Annotated in this window: 27 protein-coding genes and 2 tRNA genes; 14 read left to right on the plus strand and 15 right to left on the minus strand. The window is 69.7% G+C overall.

Annotated features, from left to right (window positions below; genetic code table 11):
* Positions 1-102 precede the first annotated feature (102 nt).
* The 9 genes from AC07BS_RS34395 to rpmH form a co-directional block, all read right to left on the minus strand.
* Positions 103-720, minus strand: a complete 618-nt coding sequence (locus AC07BS_RS34395) for a GNAT family N-acetyltransferase (protein WP_478645169.1) — start codon at positions 718-720, stop codon at positions 103-105.
* Positions 721-1,040: 320 nt separating this feature from the next.
* Positions 1,041-2,210: a ParB/RepB/Spo0J family partition protein gene (locus AC07BS_RS34400; protein ID WP_478645166.1), complete on the minus strand. Its 1,170-nt coding sequence runs from the start codon at positions 2,208-2,210 to the stop codon at positions 1,041-1,043.
* The gene (locus tag AC07BS_RS34405) at positions 2,207-3,256 is read right to left on the minus strand and encodes a ParA family protein (protein ID WP_478645165.1); all 1,050 of its coding nucleotides are present in this window, start codon (positions 3,254-3,256) and stop codon (positions 2,207-2,209) included. The genes AC07BS_RS34400 and AC07BS_RS34405 overlap by 4 nt, the downstream gene beginning before the upstream one ends.
* A gap of 275 nt (positions 3,257-3,531) precedes the next feature.
* Entirely contained in the window at positions 3,532-4,248 is a 717-nt protein-coding gene (gene rsmG, locus AC07BS_RS34410) for a 16S rRNA (guanine(527)-N(7))-methyltransferase RsmG (RefSeq protein ID WP_478645162.1), read from the minus strand.
* 103 nt (positions 4,249-4,351) lie between these two features.
* Positions 4,352-4,864 (minus strand): Jag family protein, encoded by a 513-nt coding sequence (locus tag AC07BS_RS34415; RefSeq protein WP_478645159.1) that lies wholly within the window; start codon positions 4,862-4,864, stop codon positions 4,352-4,354.
* Positions 4,865-4,878: 14 nt separating this feature from the next.
* Positions 4,879-5,982, minus strand: coding sequence for a membrane protein insertase YidC (gene yidC / locus AC07BS_RS34420; protein ID WP_478645157.1), 1,104 nt, complete (start codon positions 5,980-5,982; stop codon positions 4,879-4,881).
* Between the two features lie 3 nt (positions 5,983-5,985).
* Positions 5,986-6,303, minus strand: a complete 318-nt coding sequence (gene yidD, locus AC07BS_RS34425; RefSeq protein WP_478645154.1) for a membrane protein insertion efficiency factor YidD — start codon at positions 6,301-6,303, stop codon at positions 5,986-5,988.
* Positions 6,300-6,728: a ribonuclease P protein component gene (gene rnpA / locus AC07BS_RS34430; RefSeq protein ID WP_478645152.1), complete on the minus strand. Its 429-nt coding sequence runs from the start codon at positions 6,726-6,728 to the stop codon at positions 6,300-6,302. The genes yidD and rnpA overlap by 4 nt, the downstream gene beginning before the upstream one ends.
* 25 nt (positions 6,729-6,753) lie before the next feature.
* Positions 6,754-6,891: a 50S ribosomal protein L34 gene (gene rpmH, locus AC07BS_RS34435; protein WP_003949374.1), complete on the minus strand. Its 138-nt coding sequence runs from the start codon at positions 6,889-6,891 to the stop codon at positions 6,754-6,756.
* A gap of 106 nt (positions 6,892-6,997) precedes the next feature.
* Here rpmH and AC07BS_RS34440 point away from each other — a divergent pair, with 106 nt between their 5' ends.
* The 11 genes from AC07BS_RS34440 to AC07BS_RS34490 all read left to right on the plus strand — a co-directional run bounded on the left by AC07BS_RS34440 (position 6,998) and on the right by AC07BS_RS34490 (position 20,559).
* The gene (locus AC07BS_RS34440; RefSeq protein WP_478645149.1) at positions 6,998-7,120 is read left to right on the plus strand and encodes a hypothetical protein; all 123 of its coding nucleotides are present in this window, start codon (positions 6,998-7,000) and stop codon (positions 7,118-7,120) included.
* Between the two features lie 216 nt (positions 7,121-7,336).
* On the plus strand, positions 7,337-9,202 hold the full coding sequence (gene dnaA / locus AC07BS_RS34445) for a chromosomal replication initiator protein DnaA (protein WP_478935503.1): 1,866 nt from the start codon (positions 7,337-7,339) through the stop codon (positions 9,200-9,202).
* Positions 9,203-10,076: 874 nt separating this feature from the next.
* Positions 10,077-11,207 (plus strand): DNA polymerase III subunit beta, encoded by a 1,131-nt coding sequence (gene dnaN / locus AC07BS_RS34450; RefSeq protein ID WP_478645143.1) that lies wholly within the window; start codon positions 10,077-10,079, stop codon positions 11,205-11,207.
* A 155-nt stretch (positions 11,208-11,362) separates the two neighbouring features.
* A complete protein-coding gene (gnd, locus tag AC07BS_RS34455; RefSeq protein WP_478645140.1) occupies positions 11,363-12,241 on the plus strand; it encodes a phosphogluconate dehydrogenase (NAD(+)-dependent, decarboxylating) in 879 nt (292 codons plus the stop codon).
* A gap of 35 nt (positions 12,242-12,276) precedes the next feature.
* Positions 12,277-13,401: a DNA replication/repair protein RecF gene (gene recF, locus AC07BS_RS34460; protein ID WP_478645137.1), complete on the plus strand. Its 1,125-nt coding sequence runs from the start codon at positions 12,277-12,279 to the stop codon at positions 13,399-13,401.
* Between the two features lie 26 nt (positions 13,402-13,427).
* Positions 13,428-13,967: a DciA family protein gene (locus AC07BS_RS34465; protein ID WP_478645134.1), complete on the plus strand. Its 540-nt coding sequence runs from the start codon at positions 13,428-13,430 to the stop codon at positions 13,965-13,967.
* Positions 13,968-14,304: 337 nt separating this feature from the next.
* Positions 14,305-16,344, plus strand: a complete 2,040-nt coding sequence (gene gyrB, locus AC07BS_RS34470) for a DNA topoisomerase (ATP-hydrolyzing) subunit B (RefSeq protein WP_478645132.1) — start codon at positions 14,305-14,307, stop codon at positions 16,342-16,344.
* 48 nt (positions 16,345-16,392) lie between these two features.
* Positions 16,393-19,026, plus strand: coding sequence for a DNA gyrase subunit A (gyrA, locus tag AC07BS_RS34475; RefSeq protein ID WP_478645129.1), 2,634 nt, complete (start codon positions 16,393-16,395; stop codon positions 19,024-19,026).
* Positions 19,027-19,028: 2 nt separating this feature from the next.
* Positions 19,029-20,123 carry a DUF3566 domain-containing protein gene (locus tag AC07BS_RS34480; protein ID WP_478935505.1) on the plus strand — a complete coding sequence of 365 codons (1,095 nt, stop codon included), beginning with the start codon at positions 19,029-19,031 and terminating at the stop codon, positions 20,121-20,123.
* Between the two features lie 78 nt (positions 20,124-20,201).
* Positions 20,202-20,278 (plus strand) — tRNA-Ile (locus AC07BS_RS34485).
* Positions 20,279-20,424: 146 nt separating this feature from the next.
* Positions 20,425-20,559: a DLW-39 family protein gene (locus AC07BS_RS34490; protein ID WP_003958712.1), complete on the plus strand. Its 135-nt coding sequence runs from the start codon at positions 20,425-20,427 to the stop codon at positions 20,557-20,559.
* Positions 20,560-20,756: 197 nt separating this feature from the next.
* Here the strand turns inward: AC07BS_RS34490 and AC07BS_RS34495 are convergent, their stop codons facing one another.
* Together AC07BS_RS34495 and AC07BS_RS34500 are read right to left on the minus strand one after the other, a co-directional pair.
* The gene (locus AC07BS_RS34495; protein WP_478935506.1) at positions 20,757-21,881 is read right to left on the minus strand and encodes a serine/threonine-protein kinase; all 1,125 of its coding nucleotides are present in this window, start codon (positions 21,879-21,881) and stop codon (positions 20,757-20,759) included.
* Between the two features lie 51 nt (positions 21,882-21,932).
* A complete protein-coding gene (locus AC07BS_RS34500; RefSeq protein ID WP_086568698.1) occupies positions 21,933-22,478 on the minus strand; it encodes a helix-turn-helix domain-containing protein in 546 nt (181 codons plus the stop codon).
* 117 nt (positions 22,479-22,595) lie between these two features.
* Here AC07BS_RS34500 and AC07BS_RS34505 point away from each other — a divergent pair.
* Positions 22,596-22,668 (plus strand) — tRNA-Ala (locus AC07BS_RS34505).
* A 119-nt stretch (positions 22,669-22,787) separates the two neighbouring features.
* On the opposite strand, the gene AC07BS_RS34510 is transcribed toward AC07BS_RS34505, so the two are convergent.
* Positions 22,788-23,057: an acyl carrier protein gene (locus AC07BS_RS34510; RefSeq protein WP_478645120.1), complete on the minus strand. Its 270-nt coding sequence runs from the start codon at positions 23,055-23,057 to the stop codon at positions 22,788-22,790.
* Between the two features lie 214 nt (positions 23,058-23,271).
* Here AC07BS_RS34510 and AC07BS_RS34515 point away from each other — a divergent pair, with 214 nt between their 5' ends.
* Entirely contained in the window at positions 23,272-24,324 is a 1,053-nt protein-coding gene (locus AC07BS_RS34515) for a ketoacyl-ACP synthase III family protein (protein ID WP_478935508.1), read from the plus strand.
* Entirely contained in the window at positions 24,321-24,818 is a 498-nt protein-coding gene (locus tag AC07BS_RS34520; protein WP_478935509.1) for a hypothetical protein, read from the plus strand. Before AC07BS_RS34515 ends, AC07BS_RS34520 begins: the two co-directional genes overlap by 4 nt.
* On the opposite strand, the gene AC07BS_RS34525 is transcribed toward AC07BS_RS34520, so the two are convergent.
* The 3 genes from AC07BS_RS34525 to AC07BS_RS34535 all read right to left on the minus strand — a co-directional run.
* On the minus strand, positions 24,815-25,507 hold the full coding sequence (locus AC07BS_RS34525; protein ID WP_478645111.1) for a response regulator: 693 nt from the start codon (positions 25,505-25,507) through the stop codon (positions 24,815-24,817). The two genes, AC07BS_RS34520 and AC07BS_RS34525, sit on opposite strands and share 4 nt — an antisense overlap.
* Before the next feature lie 266 nt (positions 25,508-25,773).
* Positions 25,774-25,992 carry an acyl-CoA carboxylase epsilon subunit gene (locus AC07BS_RS34530; RefSeq protein WP_478645108.1) on the minus strand — a complete coding sequence of 73 codons (219 nt, stop codon included), beginning with the start codon at positions 25,990-25,992 and terminating at the stop codon, positions 25,774-25,776.
* Positions 25,993-26,002: 10 nt separating this feature from the next.
* Positions 26,003-26,500: carboxyl transferase domain-containing protein (locus tag AC07BS_RS34535; protein WP_478935510.1), on the minus strand; the 498-nt coding region annotated here is incomplete at its 5' end.

Below are 26,500 nucleotides of genomic sequence, written 5' to 3' on the forward strand. Positions count from 1 at the left end.
CCCCCCCCCCCCCCCCCCCCCCCCCCCCCCCCCCCCCCCCCCCCCCCCCCCCCCCCCCCCCCCCCCCCCCCCCCCCCCCCCCCCCCCCGCCCCGTTTTCGTCCTAGAGCGGCCTCAGCGCCGGCTCCTTCTGCACCGCGCCGAGCAGCCGGTCCAGCGCCAGCTCGACGTCCTCCTTCCAGGAGAGCGCCGTGCGCAGCTCCAGCCGCAGCCGGGGGTAGCGGGGGTGCGGTCGTACGGTCTTGAAGCCGACCGCCAGCAGATGGTCGGCGGGGAGCACGCACGCCGGTTCCTTCCAGCGGGCATCACCGAAGGCCTCGATCGCCTTGAAGCCCCTCCGCAGCACGTCCTTGGCCACCGTCTGCACCATGGCCCGGCCGAGTCCCTGTCCCTGGTACGCGGGCGTCAGCCAGGCGGTCATCAGCTGCACGGCGTCCGCGGCGACGGGGCTCGTGGGAAAGGCCGTCGACCGGGGCACATAGGCCGGGGGCGCGTAGAGCACATAGCCGACCGGGGCTTCATCGACATAGACGACCCGGCCGCAGGACCCCCACTCCAGCAGGACGGCGGAGATCCAGGCTTCCTTCTCCAGCTCGGGGCGGCCGGCTCTCAGTGCGGCTTCGCCGCTGACAGGGTCCAGCTCCCAGAAGACACAGGCGCGGCAGCGCTTCGGGAGATCGGGGAGGTTGTCCAGAGTGAGCGGTACGAGCCGACGCCCCATGCAGTCAGTTCCTCACTTCCGTCGCGTGCCATGCCCCGGGCGGCACTCAGCGCGCCGCGTTCCCTGAGGAGACTGCCGACGAATCCGCCGACCGCCCCCAGGCCCAATCCCGCTGCCACCAGTCCGGTCCGGCTCACCGTTCGCATGGCCCCGCCCCTCCGTGAACCCGCGTCCAACGTGGATGTGCCACACCTCAACGCATCGTATCCGGAGGCCGATTGCGTCGATAGCGCGACAAGGCAAAGGGCGGGTTGTGTTCCGGAACCCGCGACGGTTCCACGTGAAACACCACCCGCCCTCACTACGAGCGCGTCGAAGGGCTAGCCCTCGGCATGCTCCTCATCGGAGCCGGAGAGCCTCTGCTCCAGCACCCGGCCCTCTCCCGGGGCCAGCGTGCCGAGGATCCGCTCCAGATCCTCCATCGAGGCGAACTCGACGACGATCTTTCCCTTCTTCTGGCCCAGGTCCACCTTCACCCGGGTCTCGAAGCGGTCGGACAGCCGGGAGGCCAGATCGGTCAGCGCCGGCGACACCCGGCCTCCGGCCCGGGGCCCCTTGGCCCGGCCCGAACTCTTGGACCGCGAACCCATCAGGGTCACGATCTCCTCCACCGATCGCACCGAGAGACCCTCGGCCACGATGCGGCGGGCGAGCTGGTCCTGCTCCTCCGAGTCGTCGACGGCGAGCAGAGCACGGGCGTGGCCGGCGGAGAGCACGCCCGCGGCCACCCGCTTCTGCACGGTCGGCGACAGCTTCAGCAGACGCAGCGTGTTGGAGACCTGAGGGCGCGAGCGCCCGATGCGGTCGGCCAGCTCGTCATGGGTACAGCTGAAGTCCTTCAGCAGCTGGTCGTAGGCGGCGGCCTCCTCCAGCGGGTTCAGCTGGGCGCGGTGGAGGTTCTCCAGCAGCGCGTCCAGCAGAAGCTTCTCGTCGTCGGTCGCCCGGACGATCGCGGGAATCCTCTCCAGCCCCGCCTCACGGCAGGCCCGCCAGCGCCGCTCGCCCATGATGAGCTCGTAGCGCTCCGGCGACAACCGACGGACCACCACGGGCTGCAGCAGACCGACCTCACGGATGGAGGTGACCAGCTCGGCGAGGGCGTCCTCGTCGAACACCTCGCGCGGCTGCCGGGGATTGGGAGTGATGGAGTCCAGAGGCAGCTCCGCGAAGTACGCCCCGGCGACCGACCCGTGGTCGGTCTCGGAACGCTCCTGCGAAGCGCCCTCTGTTTCACGTGAAACGCCGTCCGCCGGAGCGGCGATGAGCCCCTCCATCTCGCGCGCGACGGTTTCACGGGAAACGGTGACGTCATCCACCGGAAGCGTGGCCACCTTGGCGGCGGCCACGCCCCGCTCCGCCGTCAGTACCGGCACCGCGGACGGAGAGGTGGCGCCGGATCCCACGGCCGGTCCGCTCTGCTCCCCACCCTTCGGCGCAGGCGGGATCAGCGCACCGAGCCCCCGGCCCAGTCCTCTGCGTCGCTCACTCACTGAAGCCCCTCCGACATGCTGTGCTGGTCTTGCTGTTGCTGACGACCCACCGTATGAGCCCTGCTGCCGTCGTAGTGCACACCGACCCCCCGTAGTGCGATTTCCCGGGCCGCCTCCAGATACGAGAGCGCACCGCTGGAGCCCGGGTCGTACGTCAGAACCGTCTGCCCATAACTGGGCGCCTCGGAGATGCGGACCGAGCGCGGAATGCTGGTCCGGAGCACCTCCTGGCCGAAGTGACTGCGCACTTCCTCGGCCACCTGCGATGCGAGCCGTGTCCGCCCGTCGTACATGGTCAGCAGAATCGTCGACACATGCAGCGTGGGGTTCAGATGTCCCCGCACCAGCTCGACGTTGCGCAGCAGCTGGCCCAGCCCCTCCAGCGCGTAGTACTCGCACTGAATGGGGATCAACACCTCCGCGCCCGCGACCAGAGCGTTGACCGTCAGCAGGCCGAGCGACGGCGGGCAGTCGATGAGGATGTAGTCCAGGGGCTGCTCATACGCCTTGATCGCGCGATCCAGCCGGCTCTCCCGGGCCACGAGCGAGACCAGCTCGATCTCCGCGCCGGCGAGGTCGATCGTGGCGGGTGCGCAGAAGAGGCCCTCGACGTCCACCACCGGCTGGACGACTTCGGAGAGCTGCTTGTTGTCCACGAGCACGTCGTAGATCGACGGTACGTCGGCGTGGTGGTCGATCCCCAGGGCCGTCGAGGCGTTGCCCTGGGGGTCGAGGTCGATGACCAGGACCCGGTTGCCATGGAGCGCCAGCGAGGCCGCCAGATTGACGGTGGTCGTGGTCTTGCCCACACCGCCCTTCTGGTTGGCGACGACCATCACCCGGGTCTGCTCCGGCCGCGGCATGGGCGGCGGCGTTTCACGTGAAACCACCTCGCTCACGGGCAGAGGACCGGGAGCGGCGACGGGCTCGGACTCTGCGGGGCGGGGGCCGGGGACCGGATCGGTCATCGGTCCCGCGATATCGGCGTCGGACCGCAAGGATTCACTCTCCTCGACATCAGGCTCGCAATGAACAGAGCCTGCCATGCTTCCGGGCTCACGAACCAGCGAGGCCCGTTCTCCTGTGGATGAATCCTGTGGGCCTGTGGACGATCCCACATCCTCGACCGGTCGACGGCCACGCGGCGCGGAGGCCGCGCGGGCGCGGCCGATGATTCCATGCAGCAGGGAGCGATGTTTCACGTGAAACACGATGCATGGCACACAGCGTCACCCCGACGCGACACTCCGTCATGCATCGTTTTGCCAGCTTGTATGGAGCACGCCCCGAGGAGGGCGTGCCCATGCGACGGCGACGAGGGTCAGCGACGGCGGCGGGAGCGGCTCACCCGGGCCGCCTTCGCCCGCTTGGCCGCGAAGCGCACACCGCCGGGGCTCTCGCCCACCTCGACCCGCACCACGGTGGACAGCGGATCCACCACGCCCTCACCGACGTGGAGCACGGAGGTCCGCACCACGCCGAGCTTGCTGAGCGCCGCACGCGCGCCCTTGAGCTCCTCCTCGGCGGTGTCGCCCTTGAGGGCCAGCATCTCGCCGTAGGGGCGCAGCAGGGGCACTCCCCAGCCCGCCAGACGGTCCAGGGGCGCCACGGCACGGGCGGTGACCACATGGACGGGCTCGACCTTGCCCAGCATCTCCTCGGCGCGGCCGCGGACGACGGTGACGTGGTCCAGGCCCAGCAGCTCCACGACCTCCTGGAGGAAGTTCGTACGGCGCAGCAGCGGCTCCAGCAGGGTGATCTGGAGATCGGGACGGACGAGGGCCAGCGGAATGCCGGGCAGGCCGGCACCCGAGCCGACGTCGCACACCGAGACGCCGTCCGGCACGGCCTCCGCGAGCACCGCGCAGTTCAGCAGGTGGCGCTCCCACAGCCGCGGGACCTCACGGGGACCGATCAGCCCGCGCTTGACGCCCGCGTCCGCGAGCAGCTCGGCGTAGCGGACGGCTTCCGGGAAGCGGTCGCCGAAAACCGCCCGAGCCACCTCGGGCGCCGGAGGGAGCTCCGCTGCCTCTTCCACGGGAAACCGTCCTTCCATGCAAAAAGGGTCTGAAATCAGGCTGACAAGGATCGGCCCCGCCTGCGAGCAGACGGGGCCGTACACACCTGGACATGGGGCTGGGTCAGGCGGGGAGGACGACCACTCGTCGCTGGGGCTCCTCGCCCTCGGACTCGCTGCGCAGACCGGCGGCGGCCACCGCGTCATGGACCACCTTGCGCTCGAAGGGGGTCATCGGGTCCAGCTTGACCGGCTGACCGGTGCTGCGGGCCTCCTGGGCGGCCTCGGCGCCCAGGCCGGCCAGCTGCTCGCGCTTGCGCGCGCGGAAGCCGGCGATGTCCAGCATGAGGCGGCTGCGGTCACCGGTCTCCCGGTTCACGGCGAGCCGGGTCAGCTCCTGGAGCGCCTCCAGCACCTCACCGTCGCGACCCACCAGCTTCTGCAGGTCACGGCTGGTGGAGTCGCTGATGATCGACACCGACGCGCGGTCGGCCTCGACGTCCATGTCGATGTCGCCGTCCAGGTCGGCGATGTCGAGCAGACCCTCGAGGTAGTCGGCCGCGATCTCGCCCTCCTGCTCCAGGCGGGACAGGGTGTCGGTGGCCTCGGCGCCGGTCTCGCGCTGCGTCTCCGTCACAGGGGACTCCTTCATCACTTCTTCGAGGGGTGCTTGGGCCGCTGCGGGCCGCCCTTGCGCTGTCCGGACTTGGCACTGCGGGAGGAGCCGCCCCCCGGCTTCTGCGCCGTGTCGTCGGACCCGCCCTTCTCCAGGGTGGTCTTCTTCGTGGAGCTCGCGGTGGCCCGGTCCTGCGGCTGCGTGGTGCCGGCGACCTGGCGCTTGGCCTTGGTCTGGCGCTTGGGCTGCTGGCGGGCCGCACGGGCGGCCTCGGCGGCCTGGCGGGCCTCGACCTCCGCCGGCTCCTCCTTCAGCTTGCCCTTGGCCCGCAGGCGCTCCTGGCGCTGCTGGAAGGCGAGGCTGCCCGGGGTGGGGTTGCGGCGGATGACGAACATCTGCTGGCCCAGGGTCCACACGTTGGTGGTCAGCCAGTAGACCAGGACACCGACCGGGAAGTTGATACCGAAGACGGCGAACATGATCGGGAAGACGTACATCAGCATCTTCTGCTGCTGCATGAACGGCGTCTTCACCGTGAGGTCGACGTTCTTCGTCATCAGCTGGCGCTGCGTGTAGAACTGCGACAGCGACATCAGGACGATCATGATGACCGTGACGACACGGACGTCGGTCAGCGTGGCGCCGAGGGACTCGACCTTGCTCGCGCTGTCCATGAACTTCGACGCGATCGGGGCACCGAAGATGTGCGCCTTACGGGCGCTGTCGACCAGAGACTGATCCAGGACGCCGACCTCGTGGCCGCCGGCGATCTTGTTGAGCACCTGGTAGAGCGAGATGAAGAACGGCGACTGGGCCAGGATCGGGAGACAGCTCGAGAGCGGGTTGGTGCCCGACTCCTTGTAGAGCTTCATCATCTCTTCGGACTGGCGCTGCTTGTCGCTCTTGTAGCGCTCCTGGATGGCCTTCATCTTCGGCTGGAGCGCCTGCATGTTCCGCGTCGCCTTGATCTGCTTCACGAAGAGCGGGATCAGGCAGATACGGATCAGCACCACCAGCGAGACGATGGACAGACCCCACGCCCAGCCACTGTCCTTGTTGAAGATCAGGCTGAAGAACGAGTGGAACTGGACGATGATCCAGGAAACAGCGTAATAAAGAGGACCGAGGATCGTGTCCACGAATCAGGCTCCTTGGGCGTTGGACTGAGTCCCGGGCTGTGCGACGGGCCCCGCGGTGGGGTTCCCGCCCAGTCGGCTCCTCAGCCGCTGGTGCCAGACCGGACGCTTCCGGGGAGGGACGTGGTCGACGCCACCGAGCGACCACGGGTTGCAGCGCAAAATACGCCAGGCCGTCAGCACCGTTCCTTTGACCGCGCCGTGCACGTTGATGGCTGTATAGCCGTAGTGCGAGCACGAGGGGTAGTACTTGCAGACCGGGCCCAGCAGAGGGCTGATGGTCCACTGGTAGAGCTTGATCAACCAGAGCAGCGGGTACTTCACTGTGCGCTCCCTCCCGGGTGACCGGGGCTCCGGGGGTCACCCCCCGGGGGATTGCTTCGCGGCGCCCCTCCCAGAAGCCGCTGCAGTGCGGTGTCGAGATCACGGCCCAGCTGAACGTGGTCCGCCTCGCCCGCGCCCGGCAGGGCTCGCACCACCACCAGGCTACCGGCGGGCAGCTGATCCAGCCGGTCACGCATGAGATGGCGCAGCCGTCGCTTGACGAGGTTGCGGACGACGGCACCGCCGACGGCCTTGCTCACGACGAAACCCGCACGCACCGGAGGGGCGATTCCCCCCGGTGTGTGCGGGTCCGTGTTACCGCTGCGTAGGTGGACGACGAGGAGCGGGCGGCCGGCCCTGCGTCCTCGGCGAACCGCGGTCGCGAAGTCCTCGCGCCGCCTCAGCCGAGACTCGGAAGGCAGCACGTCATGGACCTTGACGTCAGGCTGGTCAGGCCGACAGGCGGGCGCGACCCTTGCCACGGCGGGACGCGAGGATCGCGCGGCCGGCACGGGTGCGCATGCGCAGTCGGAAGCCGTGGGTCTTCGCGCGACGGCGGTTGTTCGGCTGGAAGGTGCGCTTGCTCACTCGGGGACTCCAGAAATGAATTGATGGCGGGACATCGCCTGGCTGTCACCGTGCGCCCGCGAGGAGATCGCAATACGCCCAAGTGCACCGCTTCATAATCCCGATCATGGAGATCGTGATCTTTGCCCATCGGAGGCAGGCGGCAGCAGCCATCGACAACTCGACCTGGTCACGGTACGCGTGGTTACGCCATCCGGTCAAACCGGCAGGCACCAGGGATACACCGTAGCCTCCCCGAGGCCCTCACGACGCCAAGCGTCGCGGCATGGCACATTTGTACACACCCTGTGGACAACGACTTGAACCACGCGCCTCGGCCTGACTACCGTGACTGAACTCCGAATCCTTCCCGCCCGTCCCGAGAACCACACATTCGTGGGACTCCGAGACACCCCCCGTGACCCCTTGACACTCCCCGTGACCCGTGACTGAGAGAGCGTGCCCCGTGGCTGACCTGCCCGCCGATCTTGCCGCAGTGTGGCCGCGCGTGCTCGAACAGCTCCTCGGTGAGGGGCGGGGGCAGGGCGTGGAGAGCAAGGACGAGCACTGGATCAAGCGGTGCCAGCCGCTGGCCCTGGTGGCCGACACGGCCCTGCTCGCCGTGCCGAACGAGTTCGCCAAGGGCGTCCTGGAGGGCCGGCTGGCCCCGATCGTCAGCGAGACCCTCAGCCGCGAGTGCGGCCGCCCCATCCGGATCGCGATCACCGTCGACGACTCCGCCGGCGAGCCCCCGGCCCCGCAGTCCCAGGAGACCGGCCGGACGCTTCCGCACGGCCCCGGCCCGGCCGGCCGCGACACGTACGAGGGATACGGCGACCGCGGCGGTTACGAGGGCCGCGAGGGCTACGGCGCCCGGTCCGGCGGCGACGACCTGCCGTCCGTGCGCCCCGCCTACCCCGACTACCCCTCGTCGCGGCCCGAGCCCGGCGCCTGGCCGCGCGGCTCGGCGGCCTCCGGCCCGGCCGGCGGCGACCGCGGGGACTACGGCTGGCAGCAGCCGCGCCTCGGCGCGTTCACCGAGGGCGAGCGCGACCCGTACGCCTCCCCGTCGCCGTACGAGCAGCAGCCCTACGAGCAGCAGCCGGACTACCGCTCCCCGGAGCGGGCCGAGCGGCCGCCGTACGAGCAGCAGCGTCGCGAGCTCCCCGACGCCGGCCCCGCCGCCCGGCCGGGCCCGGCACAGGGCCCCGGCGCCCGCCCGGACCGTTCCGCCCCGTCGGCCGGCTCCGGCGGCTCGGGTTCCGGCGGCGGATCGGGTTCCGGGGGTTCGGCCGAGCCGACGGCCCGGCTGAACCCGAAGTACCTCTTCGACACCTTCGTCATCGGCGCATCGAACCGTTTCGCCCACGCGGCGGCGGTCGCGGTCGCCGAGGCCCCGGCCAAGGCGTACAACCCGCTCTTCATCTACGGCGAGTCCGGGCTGGGCAAGACCCACCTGCTGCACGCCATCGGGCACTACGCGCGCAGCCTCTACCCCGGCACGCGCGTGCGCTACGTGAGCTCCGAGGAGTTCACCAACGAGTTCATCAACTCCATCCGCGACGGCAAGGCGGACGCGTTCCGCAAGCGCTACCGCGACATGGACATCCTGCTGGTCGACGACATCCAGTTCCTCGCGAGCAAGGAGTCGACGCAGGAGGAGTTCTTCCACACCTTCAACACCCTGCACAACGCCAACAAGCAGATCGTGCTCTCCTCCGACCGGCCGCCCAAGCAGCTGGTGACCCTGGAGGACCGGCTCCGCAACCGCTTCGAGTGGGGCCTGATCACGGATGTGCAGCCGCCGGAGCTCGAGACCCGTATCGCCATCCTGCGGAAGAAGGCGGTCCAGGAGCAGCTCAACGCCCCGCCGGAGGTCCTGGAGTTCATCGCCTCCCGCATCTCGCGCAACATCCGCGAGCTGGAGGGCGCCCTGATCCGGGTGACGGCCTTCGCCAGCCTCAACCGGCAGCCGGTGGACCTGGGCCTGACCGAGATCGTGCTGAAGGACCTGATCCCGGGCGGCGAGGACGCCTCCCCGGAGATCACCGCGACCGCCATCATGGCGGCGACCGCGGACTACTTCGGGCACACCGTCGAGGACCTGTGCGGAGCCTCGCGCAGCCGGGTGCTGGTGACGGCCCGGCAGATCGCCATGTACCTGTGCCGTGAGCTCACCGACCTCTCGCTGCCGAAGATCGGGGCGCAGTTCGGCGGCCGCGACCACACGACCGTGATGCACGCGGACCGCAAGATCCGTGCGCTGATGGCCGAGCGGCGGTCCATCTACAACCAGGTGACCGAGCTGACGAACCGCATCAAGAACGGCTGACGGAGCGACTGCTGGAAGGCCGTCAGGGCCTGTGAAGGACCGTCCGAGGGCGCTCCGGGAGACCTCCCGGAGCGCCCTTCGGCGTTCCCGGAGCGGCCGGCACCGCGCGGGCGTGGTCCCCGGCCCGTCCCCAGCCTGTTCGAATAGTGGTCCCGACCTGCCGGTTCTCCACAGATTCGGCCCGGAAGCCCTGTCCACACCCTGGGGAGGGCGAAGTTATCCCTACGCTGTCCACAGGCCAGGCTGTTGATATGCCATCAGGCGAGGTCAGGGGGGTGTGGATTTGTGGTCGACGGGCTTCCACAGGCTGTGGACAGCCGAGCTGTGCACAACGGCGCCGAGGGTTGTCCACCGGCCACCCACAGGAGAACCGGTGTTATACACAGTCTTTCCACACTTCTGTCCACTGTTCGGCAACGAAACGCCGAAGCTCACCGCACCGAGTGAAAGGCGTCACACCAGGATGCCGGGTTGGCCTGTGGGCAACGTGGGTAAACCTGGGGACGCACCTGGGGAGAACCTGCCCCCACCTGTGCACCGCCTGTGCAGAACTTTCCGTGGTCCACAGAACCCCCCGGTTATCCACCGGCTCCACCCACAGGGGCAGTGGACAAAAAATCCGTGCTGACCTGGGCAAAGAAGGTTATCCACCGTTTCCACAGGCCCTACTACTACGACCACGGATATGTAGCGGGGAACTCGTTTCGAAGTGGGTGCTGTGGATGAACGGCCCGAGCGCCGCGCCACGCCCCTGGCCTCGACTTGACCGCCAGCCGCGCCGACTGTCACCGGCGTGCGTCAGACTGGTCCCCGGCGTTCGGCGCCGAGGAAGAAGCCAGCAGGGCGAGCCAGCAACAAGCAGGAGGCGGTTCCGGTGAAGATCCGGGTGGAGCGCGATGTACTCGCGGAGGCAGTGGCCTGGGCGGCCCGCAGCCTCCCGGCCCGTCCGCCGGTGCCGGTCCTCGCGGGATTGCTGCTGAAGGCCGAGGACGGCTCCCTGAGCCTCTCCGGCTTCGACTACGAGGTCTCGGCCCGCGTCTCGGTCGAGGCGGACGTGGAGGAGGACGGCACCGTCCTCGTCTCCGGCCGGCTGCTCGCCGACATCTGCCGCGCACTTCCCAACAGGCCTGTGGAGATCTCCACCGACGGCGTGCGGGTCACCGTGGTCTGCGGCTCCTCGCGATTCACACTCCACACCCTGCCTGTGGAGGAATACCCGGCGCTGCCGCAGATGCCGACCGCCACGGGCACCGTCCCGGCCGAGGTCTTCGCCTCCGCCGCCGCCCAGGTGGCCATCGCCGCCGGCCGTGACGACACGCTGCCGGTGCTCACGGGTGTGCGGATCGAGATCGAGGGCGACACGGTCACCCTGGCCTCCACCGACCGCTACCGCTTCGCCGTGCGCGAGTTCATGTGGAAGCCGGAGACCCCGGACATCTCCGCGGTCGCCCTGGTGCCCGCCAAGACGCTGCTGGAGACCGCCAAGTCCCTCAGCGGCGGCGACACCGTCTCGATCGCCCTGTCCGGCTCCGGTGCCGGCGAGGGCCTGATCGGCTTCGAGGGCGCGGGCCGCCGTACCACCACCCGCCTGCTCGAGGGCGACCTGCCGAAGTACCGCACGCTCTTCCCGACCGAGTTCAACTCCGTCGCCGTGATCGAGACCGCCCCGTTCGTCGAGGCCGTCAAGCGCGTGGCCCTCGTCGCCGAGCGCAACACCCCGGTCCGCCTCAGCTTCGAGCAGGGCGTGCTGATCCTGGAGGCGGGCTCCAGCGACGACGCACAGGCTGTGGAAAGGGTCGACGCCCAGCTCGACGGCGACGACATCTCCATCGCGTTCAACCCGGGCTTCCTGCTGGAGGGTCTGTCGGCGATCGACTCGCCGGTGGCCCAGCTGTCCTTCACGACCTCCACGAAGCCGGCCCTGCTGAGCGGCCGGCCGGCTGTGGACGCCGAGGCGGACGACGCGTACAAGTACCTGATCATGCCGGTTCGCCTGTCCGGCTGAGTCGCCGGTCGGACACCGTTCCGCGCCCCTCGTGGGGCGCGGAACGCCGTCGCCTTTTGAGCGCCTCCTCCCCACAGGTGTGCGGCGGCGCCCCGGCGTAGGCTCGGACCGTACCCCTGGTACGTATCGCACGACTACGGCAAAGAGGATCACCCATGGAGCTCGGTCTCGTCGGTCTCGGCAAGATGGGCGGCAACATGCGCGAGCGCATCCGCCGCGCAGGCCACACCGTCATCGGATACGACCGCAACCGCGACCTGGCGGATGTCCACAGCCTCAAGGAGCTTGTGGATTCCCTCCAGGGCCCGCGCGTCGTGTGGGTCATGGTCCCGGCCGGGTCCGCGACCCAGTCCACCATCGACGAGCTCGCCGAGCTGCTCTCGCCCGGCGACGTGGTCGTGGACGGCGGGAACTCCCGCTGGACCGACGACGAGAAGCACGCCGAGGAGCTCGCCGCCAAGGGCATCGGCTTCGTCGACTGCGGTGTGTCCGGTGGCGTCTGGGGTCTGGAGAACGGTTACGCCCTGATGTACGGCGGCGACGCCGAGCACGTGGCGCGGGTCCAGCCGGTCTTCGACGCGCTCAAGCCCGAGGGCGACTTCGGTTCGGTGCACGCGGGCAAGGTCGGTGCGGGCCACTTCGCCAAGATGGTCCACAACGGCATCGAGTACGCGATGATGCAGGCCTACGCCGAGGGCTGGGAGCTGCTGGAGAAGGTCGACTCCGTCACCGACGTGCGCGAGGTCTTCCGCTCCTGGCAGGAGGGCACGGTCATCCGCTCCTGGCTGCTGGACCTGGCCGTCAACGCCCTCGACCAGGACGAGCACCTCGACAAGCTGCGCGGCTTCGCCGCCGACTCCGGCGAGGGCCGGTGGACGGTCGAGGCCGCCATCGACAACGCCGTGCCGCTCCCCGCGATCACGGCCTCCCTCTTCGCGCGCTTCGCTTCGCGCCAGGAGGACTCGCCGCAGATGAAGATGATCGCCGCGCTGCGCAACCAGTTCGGTGGCCACGCGGTCGAGACCAAGAAGTAGACCCAGCAGCAGCCGGGGGAGGTCGGCGCGCAACCATGCATGTCTCGCATCTGTCGCTCGCCGACTTCCGTTCGTACGCCCGGGCCGAGGTGGCCCTCGACCCGGGCGTCACCGCCTTCGTGGGCCCCAACGGCCAGGGGAAGACCAATCTCGTCGAGGCCGTCGGCTATCTGGCCACCCTCGGCAGCCATCGCGTCTCCTCCGACGCGCCCCTGGTGCGCATGGGCGCGGACCGGGCGGTCATCCGCGCCGCCGTCACCCAGGGGGAGCGGCAGCAGCTGATCGAGCTGGAGCTCAACCCCGGACGGGCCAACCGGGCCCGGATCAATCGTTCCTCCCAGGTCCGGCCGCGCGACGTGCTGGGCATCGTGCGCACGGTGCTGTTCGCGCCCGAGGACCTTTCCCTGATCAAGGGCGACCCCGGGGAGCGCCGCCGCTTCCTGGACGAGCTGATCACCGCCCGCGCCCCGCGCATGGCGGGCGTGCGCTCGGACTACGACCGCGTCCTCAAGCAGCGCAACACGCTGCTGAAGTCCGCGGCCATGGCCCGCCGGCACGGCGGCAAGGGCATGGACCTGTCCACCCTCGACATCTGGGACCAGCACCTGGCCCGGGCCGGCGCGGAGCTGCTGGCACGGCGGCTGGACCTGATCACCGTGCTGCGGCCGCTGGCCGACAAGGCCTACGAGCAGCTGGCGCCGGGCGGCGGCCCGGTCTCCTTCGAGTACCGCGGCCCGGCCGGCGGCGAGGACGCCCACACCCGCGAGGAGCTGTACGAGGTGCTGCTCGCCGCCCTCGCCGAGGCGCGCAAGCAGGAGATCGAGCGGGGCGTGACGCTCGTCGGGCCGCACCGCGACGAGCTGCTGCTCAAGCTGGGCCGGCTGCCGGCCAAGGGCTACGCCAGCCACGGCGAGTCCTGGTCCTACGCGCTGGCGCTGCGGCTGGCCTCGTACGAGCTGCTGCGCTCGGAGGGCAACGAGCCGGTGCTGGTGCTCGACGACGTCTTCGCCGAGCTGGACGCCCGCCGGCGCGAGCGGCTGGCGGAGATGGTGGCCCCGGGCGAGCAGGTGCTGGTGACGGCCGCCGTGGACGACGACGTGCCGGGCGTGCTGACGGGCGCGCGGTACGCGGTCGCGGAGGGCAGGGTCGAGCGGGCATGACGAGCGGGCACGAACGGACACCGCGCATGAACGGACACGGCGAGAAGCACCCGGCCCCCAGGACCCCCGAGCCCTCGGGCGTGGACCTGGCGCGGGTGGCGCTGCGCGCCGCCAAGGAGCAGGCGCGGGCGCGGGGCAACGCGGCGCAGCAGAAGAAGCAGGCGCGGCGCGGGGGCCTGCGCTCCGGCGCGCGCGCCGACGGGCGGGACCCGCTGCCGCTCGGCGCCGCCATCAACCGGCTGATCACCGAGCGCGGCTGGGAGACCCCGGCGGCGGTCGGCGGGGTGATGGGCCGCTGGCCGCAGATGGTGGGCCCGGAGGTGGCGCTGCACTGCGAGCCGCAGCGCTACGACGAGGAGGCCCGCGTCCTGACGGTGCAGTGCGACTCGACGGCCTGGGCGACGCAGCTGCGCCTGCTGGCCCCGCAGCTGGTGGCCCGGCTCAACGACGACCTGGGCCAGGGAACCGTCGAAATGATCAAGGTGCTGGGGCCCGGCGGCCCCGGGCGCCGTTACGGGCCGCTGCGCGCCCCCGGGAGCACGGGACCCGGCGACACCTACGGGTGACGGTACGACGCCGGTTGACCTTCGGGTGGCACGGCCGTGAACGGAGTGACACCCGCCAACGGCTGAGACTCCGCTCACGGTAGCTGCCGGTTGACAGCCCGAAGCGCTGAGTGCCTCCGTGAGCCTCTTGGAGCCCCGGTCCCCATATAGGGAGTCGGCTGATGCCGGTTCAGGGCGGCACATGAGGACTCAGGCACCGCCAAACCCCCATTCATGTCAGCGCCACCGGTACACTGTGTAGTAATCCCGCCGGAATCGCGGGACTCGTCGATAAACGCTGAACGACGCAGCCGCTCCTGCCTGCCCCGGGCACCCCCGACCGCAGCAGGGAAGGCCTGTGCTGTGCCAGAAAGGGCGCTTCGTGGCCGATTCCGGCAACCCCAACGAGAACACCCACCCCTCCGAGCCGGCGGGCACCGCGCCCGGCGCCGAGCCGTCGTCGTACGACGCCAGCGCGATCACGGTCCTGGAGGGACTGGACGCGGTCCGCAAGCGGCCCGGTATGTACATCGGCTCCACCGGTGAGCGCGGCCTCCACCACCTGGTGTACGAGGTCGTCGACAACTCCGTCGACGAGGCCCTGGCCGGTCACGCGGACACCATCGATGTGACGATCCTGTCCGACGGCGGCGTGCGCGTCGACGACAACGGCCGTGGCATCCCGGTCGGCATCGTCCCCTCCGAGGGCAAGCCGGCCGTCGAGGTCGTCCTGACCGTGCTGCACGCGGGCGGCAAGTTCGGCGGCGGCGGCTACGCGGTCTCCGGCGGTCTCCACGGCGTCGGCGTCTCGGTCGTCAACGCGCTGTCGACGCGCGTCGCGGTCGAGGTCAAGACCGACGGCTACCGCTGGACGCAGGACTACAAGCTGGGCGTCCCGACCGCCCCGCTCCAGAAGAACGAGCCGACGGACGAGACGGGTACCTCGGTCACCTTCTGGGCCGACGGCGACATCTTCGAGACCACCGAGTACTCCTTCGAGACGCTCTCGCGGCGCTTCCAGGAGATGGCGTTCCTCAACAAGGGCCTGACCATCTCGCTGACGGACGAGCGCCCGGCCCACGTGGACGAGGAGGGCAAGCCCCTCTCGGTCCGCTACCACTACGAGGGCGGCATCTCGGACTTCGTCCGCTACCTGAACTCGCGCAAGGGCGAGGTCATCCACCCCACGGTGATCGACTTCGACGCCGAGGACAAGGAGCGGATGCTCTCCCTCGAGATCGCGATGCAGTGGAACACCCAGTACACCGAGGGTGTCTACAGCTTCGCGAACACCATCCACACCCACGAGGGCGGCACCCACGAGGAGGGCTTCCGCGCGGCGCTGACGGGTCTGATCAACCGTTACGCCCGCGACAAGAAGCTGCTCCGCGAGAAGGACGACAACCTCACCGGCGACGACATCCGCGAGGGCCTGACGGCGATCATCTCCGTCAAGCTGGGCGAGCCGCAGTTCGAGGGCCAGACCAAGACCAAGCTGGGCAACACCGAGGCCAAGACCTTCGTGCAGAAGGTCGTCCACGAGCAGCTGACGGACTGGCTGGACCGCAACCCGAACGAGGCCGCGGACATCATCCGCAAGTCCATCCAGGCCGCCACCGCGCGCGTCGCGGCCCGCAAGGCGCGCGACCTCACCCGCCGCAAGGGCCTGCTGGAGACGGCGTCGCTGCCGGGCAAGCTGTCCGACTGCCAGTCGAACGAGCCGGCCAAGTGCGAGATCTTCATCGTCGAGGGTGACTCCGCCGGCGGCTCGGCCAAGTCCGGCCGTAACCCGGAGTACCAGGCGATCCTCCCGATCCGAGGCAAGATCCTCAACGTGGAGAAGGCCCGGATCGACAAGATCCTGCAGAACCAGGAGATCCAGGCGCTGATCTCCGCCTTCGGCACCGGTGTGCACGAGGACTTCGACATCGCGAAGCTCCGCTATCACAAGATCATCCTGATGGCGGACGCCGACGTCGACGGTCAGCACATCAACACCCTGCTGCTCACCTTCCTCTTCCGCTTTATGCGGCCGCTGGTCGAGGCCGGGCACGTCTACCTCTCCCGTCCCCCGCTCTACAAGATCAAGTGGGGCAAGGACGACTTCGAGTACGCCTACTCCGACCGCGAGCGCGACGCCCTCATCCAGCTGGGCCGCGAGAACGGCAAGCGGATCAAGGACGACTCCGTCCAGCGCTTCAAGGGTCTGGGCGAGATGAACGCCGAGGAGCTGCGCGTCACCACCATGGACGTCGACCACCGCGTGCTCGGCCAGGTCACCCTGGACGACGCCGCCCAGGCGGACGACCTGTTCTCGGTGCTCATGGGTGAGGACGTCGAGGCCCGGCGCTCCTTCATCCAGCGCAATGCCAAGGACGTCCGCTTCCTCGACATCTGACCTGTCGGCCACGGACAACCGCCGTCAGCGAAAGGATTTTGAACAGCAATGGCCGACGAAACGCCTGACACCCCCACCGTTCCCGTGCCGGAGGTCACTCCGGAGGGCGCGGCCGCCCCGCTGGAGGGCGTGGGCATGCGCGTCGAGCCCGTCGGGCTCGAGACGGAGATGCAGCGCTCCTACCTCGACTACGCGATGAGCGTCATCGTCTCGCGTGCGCTCCCGGACGTCCGCGACGGTCTCAAGCCGGTGCACCGCCGCGTGCTCTACGCGATGTACGACGGCGGCTACCGGCCCGAGAAGGGCTTCTACAAGTGCGCCCGTGTCGTCGGTGACGTCATGGGTACGTACCACCCGCACGGCGACGCCTCCATCTACGACGCGCTCGTCCGCCTCGCCCAGCCCTGGGCCATGCGGATGCCGCTGGTGGACTCCAACGGCAACTTCGGCTCCCCGGGCAACGACCCGGCCGCCGCCATGCGCTACACCGAGTGCAAGATGGCGCCGCTGTCGATGGAGATGGTCCGGGACATCGACGAGGACACCGTCGACTTCCAGGACAACTACGACGGCCGCAACCAGGAGCCGACGGTCCTGCCGTCGCGCATCCCCAACCTGCTGGTGAACGGTTCCGCCGGTATCGCCGTCGGTATGGCCACCAACATCCCGCCGCACAACCTGCGCGAGGTGGCCGAGGGCGCCCAGTGGTTCCTGGCCAACCCCGAGGCGAGCTCCGAGGAACTGCTCGACGCGCTCGTCGAGCGGATCAAGGGCCCCGACTTCCCGACCGGCGCCCTCGTGGTGGGCCGCAAGGGCATCGAGGAGGCGTACCGCACCGGCCGCGGCTCGATCACCATGCGGGCCGTCGTCGCGGTCGAGGAGATCCAGAACCGCCAGTGCCTGGTGGTCACCGAGCTGCCCTACCAGGTCAACCCGGACAACCTCGCGCAGAAGATCGCCGACCTGGTCAAGGACGGCCGGATCGGCGGCATCGCCGACGTCCGCGACGAGACCTCCTCCCGTACGGGCCAGCGCCTGGTGATCGTCCTCAAGCGGGACGCGGTCGCCAAGGTCGTCCTCAACAACCTCTACAAGCACACCGATCTCCAGACCAACTTCGGCGCCAACATGCTGGCCCTGGTCGACGGTGTGCCGCGCACCCTCTCCCTGGACGCGTTCATCCGCAACTGGGTGACGCACCAGATCGAGGTCATCGTCCGCCGCACCCGCTTCCGCCTGCGCAAGGCGGAGGAGCGCGCCCACATCCTGCGCGGCCTGCTGAAGGCCCTGGACGCCATCGACGAGGTCATCGCCCTCATCCGGCGCAGCGACACCGTGGACGAGGCCCGCACCGGCCTGATGAGCCTGCTGCAGATCGACGAGGTCCAGGCCAACGCCATCCTCGAGATGCAGCTGCGCCGTCTGGCCGCCCTGGAGCACCGGAAGATCACCGCGGAGCACGACGAGCTCCAGCAGAAGATCAACGAGTACAACGCGATCCTGGCCTCGCCGGAGCGGCAGCGCGGCATCATCAGCGAGGAACTGACGGCCATCGTCGAGAAGTTCGGCGAGGACCGGCGCAGCAAGCTGGTGCCCTTCGAGGGCGACATGTCCATCGAGGACCTGATCGCCGAAGAGGACATCGTCGTCACGATCTCGCGCGGCGGCTACGTCAAGCGGACCAAGACGGACGACTACCGCTCGCAGAAGCGCGGCGGCAAGGGCGTACGCGGGACGAAGCTGAAGGAGGACGACATCGTCGACCACTTCTTCGTCTCCACCACCCACCACTGGCTGCTCTTCTTCACCAACAAGGGCCGGGTCTACCGGGCCAAGGCGTACGAGCTGCCGGACGCCGGCCGTGACGCCCGCGGCCAGCACGTGGCCAACCTGCTGGCGTTCCAGCCGGACGAGAAGATCGCCCAGATCCTCGCCGTCCGCGACTACGACGTGGCGCCCTACCTGGTGCTGGCCACCAAGTCCGGCCTGGTCAAGAAGACCTCGCTCAAGGACTACGACTCGCCGCGCTCCGGCGGTGTCATCGCGATCAACCTGCGCGAGACCGAGAGCGGCGCGGAGGACGAGCTGATCGGCGCCGAGCTGGTCTCGGCCGCGGACGACCTGCTGCTGATCAGCAAGAAGGCGCAGTCGATCCGCTTCACCGCGACGGACGAGGCGCTGCGTCCGATGGGCCGGGCCACGTCCGGTGTCAAGGGCATGAGCTTCCGCGAGGGCGACGAGCTCCTCTCGATGAATGTGGTGCGCCCCGGTACTTTCGTCTTCACGGCCACCGACGGTGGCTACGCGAAGCGGTCGAACGTCGACGAGTACCGCGTGCAGGGTCGTGGTGGCCTCGGCATCAAGGCCGCCAAGATCGTGGAGGACCGCGGATCGCTCGTCGGGGCTCTGGTCGTCGAGGAGGGCGACGAGATCCTGGCCATCACGCTGAGCGGCGGTGTGATCCGTACACGGGTCAACGAAGTCAGGGAGACGGGCCGTGACACCATGGGCGTCCAACTGATCAACCTGGGCAAGCGCGATGCCGTCGTGGGCATCGCCCGGAACGCCGAGGCCGGTCGCGAGGCTGAGGGTGTCGACGACGACGTCACCGACGCAGCCGAGGGCGACGGGTCCGAGGCGGCCGAGGTCATCGCGCCCCCGGTCGAGGACACCGAGGAGTAAGAGTGAGTCGAGCCACGGGCACCGCCGGCGGCGGTGCGGGTACCAAACGGCGGGAGCCTGCCCGGCCCGCCACCGGCAAGTCCGGTGCCCGTGGCTCGGATACGGACACGGATACGGACAAGCCCGGCACCACCGACGCGGAGCAGGCCGTGAAGACCGCGGACGCCGAGCCGGCCGCCGAGGCCGGGAAGGCCGACGACAAGGCCGGCAAGGCCGAGCAGGCCGGCAAGGCCGACGAGGCCGTGACGACCCCGAAGGCCGGGAAGGCCGGCACGGTCGTGGCGACCGAGAAGGCCGACGGCAAGGCCGACAAGGCCGGCAAGGCCGATAAGGCCGCCAAGGTCTCGGTCGAGAAGGCCGCGGCCGGCAAGGCCACGGCCGGCGCGGAGGGCGCCGGCTCCGGTGACGGCGGGGCCGGGCCCGCAGGCAGGGGGAAGACCGTGACGGAGACCCGAGGTCCGCAGCCGTACCACCCGCCGAAGGCCTACGAGCCTCCGGCTTCCACTTCCACTTCCGGTTCCGCTTCCGGTGCCGCCGACGGTGCCGGCAAGGCGGCCGCCGAGGGCAGGAGCGGTGCCAAGGGCGCCGGCCGGAACGCGGCCGGGAACGGCGGCAAGGGCGGCTCCGCGGCCCAGCAGGCCGCCCCCGCGGCCGGCGCGCCCGCCGGCATCCCCAAGCCCCGTCCGGCGGCTCCCGCGGCCGCCGCCGCGCCCGCCACGGCCGCGCGTACGCGCAAGGCCCGGCTGCGGGTGGCCAAGGCCGACCCGTGGTCGGTGATGAAGGTCAGCTTCCTGCTGTCGGTCGCGCTGGGCGTCTGCACGATCGTGGCCGCCACCGTGCTGTGGCTGGTCATGGACACCATGGGCGTCTTCTCCGCCGTCGGTGGCACCGTCAGCGACGCCACCGCCTCCGGCGAGGGTGGCGGCTTCGACCTGGAGTCCTTCCTGTCGCTGCCGCACGTCCTGCTCTTCACGACGGTCATCGCGGTGATCGACGTGGTCCTGGCGACGGCTCTGGCGACGCTCGGCGCCTTCGTCTACAACCTCTCCGCGGGCTTCGTGGGCGGCGTGGAGCTCACTCTCGCCGAGGACGAGTAGCACGCGTGCGCACGGGGGCCCGGGCGCGATTTTGGGACTGGGCCCCACGTGCGCTAATCTTTCGGTGTCGCAAGGCGCGGGGCTATAGCTCAGACGGTTAGAGCGCTTCCCTGATAAGGAAGAGGCCACAGGTTCAAGTCCTGTTAGCCCCACCACACGATCGGCCCGGACGGAAATTCTCCGTCCGGGCCGATCGCTTTGGGCAGTTCGGAACCGGACGCAGGTCACCGATCGGTATCGGCCGGTGTGTATCATCGGCCACCAGAGGTCCCCTTACGTCGACGAAAGACGAGGTCGCGCGGTGAAGAAGCTGCTCCTGGTCGCACTGGCCGCCATCGGCGGGCTCCTCGTGTACCGGCAGATCCAGGCGGATCGTGCCGAGCAGGACCTGTGGACGGAGGCGACCGACTCCGTGCCCGCAGGCTCCGGCGTGTGAGCCACCCCAAGCCTGACGCAGGGCCCTGACCGCCACGGCGGTCGGGGCCCTGTCTCGTTCCCGCCCTCCCGTCCCGTCCTCTCCTCCCGTTCTCTCCTCCCGGTCCCCGCTGGGCCGATCGGGGGATGCGGTTGCGTTTGCAAATAAAATGATTGCGAACGTGAAGGTGTCTCGGGGTGGCCCTCCGGGCCCGTTCCTCAGCTGACGGCGAGCGCCCACACCCCCACGGCGAGGCAGAGCAGCGCCACCAGCAGTACGGGAACGGCCACCTTCGCGGGCGGCCCGGCACGGCCGCGTACGGCCCCTGGAGGCGTCTGCGGGGGCGGGCCGGGGGGCGGGGGCGGCAGGGGCCCGGAGACGGGCCGCGGGGCGGTGTAGGGGCGCGTGGGCGGATAGTTCGGCAGCGGGGGGACGTACGGCGGCCGGTGGTCCGTACGGCGTGGCTCCGGGCCGTCGGGGCCGAAGCCCGGGGGCAGCGGGCCCAGCTGGTCGAAGACCTCGATCCGCTCCTCGTCCGCGGGCGGTGGATCCAGCAGCTCCACGGCCGCCGCCAGGGCCTTCCGCGCCCCGGCGGCCGTACGGAAGCGGGCGTACGGGTCCGGGTGCAGCAGGTTCGCCACCACCTCCCACAGCGGCGCGGGCACCTCCTCGGGGGCGCCCGGCACGCCCCGCTCCCGGAAGCGCTCCACCAGCGCCTCGGCGTCCGGTTTCCGGCCCGTGAGCAGATAGAGGGCGACCAGGCCGACGGCGAAGAGATCGGAGGGGAAGTCGGGTTCCTCGCCGAGCATTTGCTCCGGTGCGAAGTAACCGGGGGTGCCCATAACGAAGTTGGTTTCCGTCAGTCGCGGCTCGCCCTTGCGCATGGCGATCCCGAAATCGGAGAGGCGTAAATGCGGCCGTCCCGTACCGGTCGCCTCCAGGAGGAGATTGGCGGGTTTGATGTCCCGGTGCACCACGCCTTCCTCGTGCACCGCGGTGAGCCCGGACAGCAACTGGTCCAGCAGGACGCACACGAAATGCGGCGGCAACGGCCCGTAGTCGCCGATGAGATGGGCGAGCGAACCGCCGCTCACCATCTCCATGGTGAACAGCACCTTGTCGTCGTCCGCCGCCCAGCTCATCGGAGCCAGCACATGGGGGTGGTCGATGCGCAGCGCCTGCTCGCGGACGAACCTCAGCAGCGTGTGGGCGTCGCTCTGCCGCAGCACCTTCGCCGCCACGTAACGCCGCCGGCGCTGGTCCCAGGCCCGCCAGACGGCGCCCGCCCCGCCCCGCCCGATCGGGTCCACCAGCTCGTACCGCCCAGCGAAGACCTCACCCATGGCGTACGCGTCGCCCCCGCTTCCCCCGGCACCGGTCCCGCCCCGGCACGGTCAGCTCTGATGGGCCTCGTAGTGCGCGACGGCCTCGGCCGTCCGCCCGGCGCCGTACACCCGGAGGAACTCGGCCAGTTCGGGATGGGTCGGGGCAAGTGTCCCGGCCGCGTCGATGATGTCCCCGGCGCCCGCCACCGAGCGCAGCAGGGACTGGATCTCGCGCACCACCCGGCGCACGGTCGGCGCGCCGCTGCTGGCCGTCGTCTGCGTGGAGTTGAGGACCGAGCCGCCCGAGCTCTTCTTGACCTCCTCCATGCGCTCGGCCGCCTCGGCCGCGCTCACGCTGCCGTCGGCGACCTGGCTGGAGAGCTCCTGCAGGGCCTGTACCCGCTGCACCACCGCCGGGTTGCCGATCTTGGCCCGCTGACCGCTCATCAGCTGGGAGAGCATGGGCGCGGACAGCCCCAGAACGGACGCGAGACGGGCCTGGTTGAGACCGAGGTCGTCGATCAGACGGCGGAAGAGCGCCCCCAGAGGTTCTCCGTACCAGCTGCGCTGCAGCTCCCGCGCGCGGGCGGTGGCTTCCTGCTGTGCTGCGTCCATTCGCTCTCCCCTTCGCTTCGCTCCAGCGAATCTTGCGGTGCATCCTACGGAGAGTGGTGGATCCCGGCGATACCCGGTCGGGAAACACTCCAGGTACCGGGTAGTCTGGTCCCCGACGGGGCCTTAGCTCAGTTGGTAGAGCGCTGTCTTTGCATGGCAGATGTCAGGGGTTCGACTCCCCTAGGCTCCACAAGGAAAAACCCCCTGACCTGCGCACATGCGGGTCAGGGGGTTTTGTCGTAGGACGCCGGGGGCGTGGTGCCCCAGGTACGGGGCGGTCGGGGGTCCGCCGCGCGCCGGGCGGCCGGCTCAGGCGGCGATGGCACCCTGGGTGTACTTGGCCACCAGCGCGTAGGCGGCGGGCAGGTTGTCGAGCTCGGTGAGGTCCTCCTGGGGGATCTTGATCCCCAGGTCGCGCTCGAAGCGCGAGAAGATCTCGATCACGAGCAGCGAGTCGGCGTCGAGATCGTCCGCGAAGCTGGTGCCGTCCGAAAGCTCGGCCACGTCCGCTTCCAGGACCTCGGCGACGATCCCCTGGATCTTCTCTCGCAACTCCTCGGAAATGGCGGCGTCGCTCATCGGGTCTTCCTCTCCGTCTTGCTGAATTCTTTGACGCCTCGAATCCAATCGCCGCTTCTCGGGCGACGGCAACCCCATCCAAAGTGGCACCCCGATGTGCCCCCGAGGGCACATCGACCGGCATTTGAACGATCTTTGCCCGCCCTTTCATGCTCATGCGCCAGGGTGTTCGGCAAGGGCATCTGACCAGACGTACGGGAGGGTGGTGCGGAGCATGAAGCCGGTGGAACCGGTGGGTATCGCGGCCGCCGCGCTGTGGCTGCCGGAAGGCCGTGCCCGGATGGCCGACGCGGTGACCGAGGGGCGGCTGCGCATCCGGCAGGCCAGGGAACTCGGCCACTCGGAGGTCCCCGAGGCCGGCCCGGAGTCGGCACCCGGCATGGCGTTGCGCGCGGCCCGCGAGGTGCTGCGAGCGGCCGGTGCCGAGGCCAAGGACCTCGATGTCTGCGCACATGCCTGGATGTATTACCAGGGCCACGACCTGTGGTCTCCGGCGCATTACATCGCCCATGAACTGGGCGCACATCACGCCTTGCCGGTCGGTATTCAGCAGGTGTGCAATGGCGGGGCGGCGGGAGTGGAGCTGACCGTCGCCCGGCTGACGGCGGACGCGGCACATTCTCCCGAAGCATTCCGTTGGGGAATCGTGACCACCGGGGACCGGTTCACCGAACCCGGATTCGACCGCTGGGCCAGCGATTACGGAGTCGTGTACGGCGACGCCGGCACGGCACTGCTGCTGCGGGCACCGGCCGCGCCGGAGGACGCGCTGCGGTTGCTGTCCGTCGTGACCATGGCGGCCCCCGAGCTGGAGTCCATGCACCGCGGTGCCGACCCCTTCGCCCCGGCCGCGCGCAGCCACCGCCCGAGCGTCGACATGCGCGCCACCAAGCGTGCCTACCTCCACGAACACGGGCACGAGCAGTTCATCCGGGCCAACGAGAACGCCATCCGCACGATCGTCGCCGAGGCGCTGCACGACGCGGGGATCGAGCCGCGCGACCCACGCCTGCGCTACGCGGTGCTGCCGCGCTTCGGGGTGAAGACTCTCCAGGAGTTCTGGCTGCCGATCCTGGCGGACTGCGTGGACGCCGAGCCGCTCGACTACGGTCGGACGACCGGCCACCTCGGCGCCGGGGACGCGTCGGCGGGACTGGCGGAGCTGACCGCCTCGCGCGCCCTGGGCCCGGGGGAGGTCGCGCTGGTCTTCAGTGCCGGGGCCGGCTTCACCTGGTCCTGTCTCGTCGTGCAGGCGCCGGGGCGATGAAGGGGCTCCGGCACCCTGGCCTGCGTCGTACGGACATGCTGGTGCTCGACCGGTGGGAGAGCGTGGACCTGGACGGCACTCCCCCGGCAGAGGATGCCGCCTCGGGCAGGTCGGTGCGGATGCGCCAGGTGGCACTGGCCCTGCAGGGGGCGTGGCTGGTGCCGCTGGGCGTGGCGGTCGTGGCGGGCAGCAACCTTCTCTGGCACCGGCGGGCCACGGAAGCCTACGCACTGGCCTGCCCCAGAGGCCTCGGCTCCGTCGTGAAGTTGCACGGCCCGCAGGTGATGAGCGTCACCACGAGCGGTCCCGCCCTGGAGTACGTACGGCTGTGGGACGAGCTCGCGGCCGTCCGGGACGCCCTGTGGGAGTTGTCGGGCCGCGAAACCCCCGAGGACGCCGGGGTGGTGGCCTACTCGGCGCCCTGTTCCGGCCCGTACCCGGTGACGGGTTCGGCCCGCCGTCAGGACCGCGCACGGGATCCGGCCATTCTCTAGGAGAGCGTGGCGAGACCCAGCGTGTGGGGGCGTGGGCGCCGGCTGGTCATGGGCACGGGGTGGGCGATCAGTCCGGTCTCGACCGCCTTGTTGGCGGCCTCCACCCGGGAACGCGCCTGGAACTTGTCGAAGATGTTGCGCATGTGGCGCTTCACGGTGCCCTCGGCTATGCCCAGGCGTCGGGCGATCTGGTAATTGCTGAGTCCCTGCGCGGCGAGGTCGATCACTTCGGTCTCGCGCGGGGACAACGGTCCCTGCGGCGAGGCGGCCCTCGCGGCCAGCCGGCCCTCGGAGAGCGACACCGTCACCGGGCTGCCCGGGGTGCATGCGCCGCGCACGGCCGCCGACAGTGTCTGCCGGGTCACCGTCTTGTGGAGGAACCCGCGAATGCCCAGGGGGAGCAGCGACTGAACCAGTGTCGGGTCGTCGTGCATGGTGAGGACAAGGATCTTCACATCGGGGGAGACGTCCTGCAGCCCGCGTACTGTCGTCCGCGGGTCCTCGTTGCCGGGCATCTCGATGTCCAGCAGGACGATGTCCGGCCGGTGCTCGGCCGCCAGGAGCAGCAGTGTGGGCACGTCACCCGTGACCGCCACCACCTCGAGACCACCCTCCGTCTCCAGGAGTTCGGCGAGGGCGTTGCGCAAGAGCGTGTGGTCGTCGGCGATCAGGATGCGGATCGGATCCATGGTGTCTCCCCCGGTATGACATGTGTCCGATGACTGGCGAGTCAAATACCGACGGCCGCGGCGCAGCGACGCCGGTGATGCATCGGTAATCACTCCGGTGCAATTTCATGTATATCATCGGTGTGGTTGTGGAGAGTACACCCCGCAGGGCGTTCCGGGGAGATCCTGATCACTTGAACAATGGGGCGTTAAAACTCTTCCGATCTGTTGTCGGCACTGATTTCAAATATGACTCCGGGTTGTCCCGCCTGTTACGCACAAGACGGTCAGAAAACGGTGTTCCGCAGCTGTGGGCGGGTCCACGAGGCCGGGGACTGGTAGGCGGCGGGCGTCGTCCAGGGGGGCGCGGGCGAGCCGGAGCCCGCGGTGTCCGGACCGTCGCCCGAGCCGCCGGTGCACAGAGCCAGGCTGACGAGCAGCGCGGCGAGCTCGTCGGGGTCGGGGCGGCCGCGTGTCACCTGTACCGTCGTCGTCTCGTCGTTCATGGGCGTTGCCTTACTGGGGTGGGTTGCCGTGCTTGCGGGACGGCAGGTCCGCGTGCTTGGTGGCGAGCATCGCGAGCGAGCGGATCAGTACCGAGCGGGTCTCGACCGGGTCGATCACGTCGTCCACGAGGCCGCGTTCGGCCGCGTAGTAGGGGTGCATGAGCTCGGACTTGTACTCCTTGACCATGCGGGCGCGCATGGCCTCGGGATCGTCGGCCTCGGCGATCTGCCTGCGGAAGATCACGTTGGCGGCGCCCTCGGCACCCATGACCGCGATCTCGTTGGTGGGCCAGGCGTAGGTCAGGTCGGCACCGATGGACTGGGAGTCCATGACGATGTAGGCACCGCCGTAGGCCTTGCGCAGGATCACCGAGATCCGCGGCACGGTGGCGTTGCAGTAGGCGTAGAGCAGCTTGGCGCCGTGCCGGATGATTCCACCGTGCTCCTGGTCGACGCCCGGCAGGAAGCCGGGGACGTCCAGAAGGGTGATGATCGGGATGTTGAAGGC

The organism is Streptomyces sp. NPDC044063 (assembly GCF_056434285.1).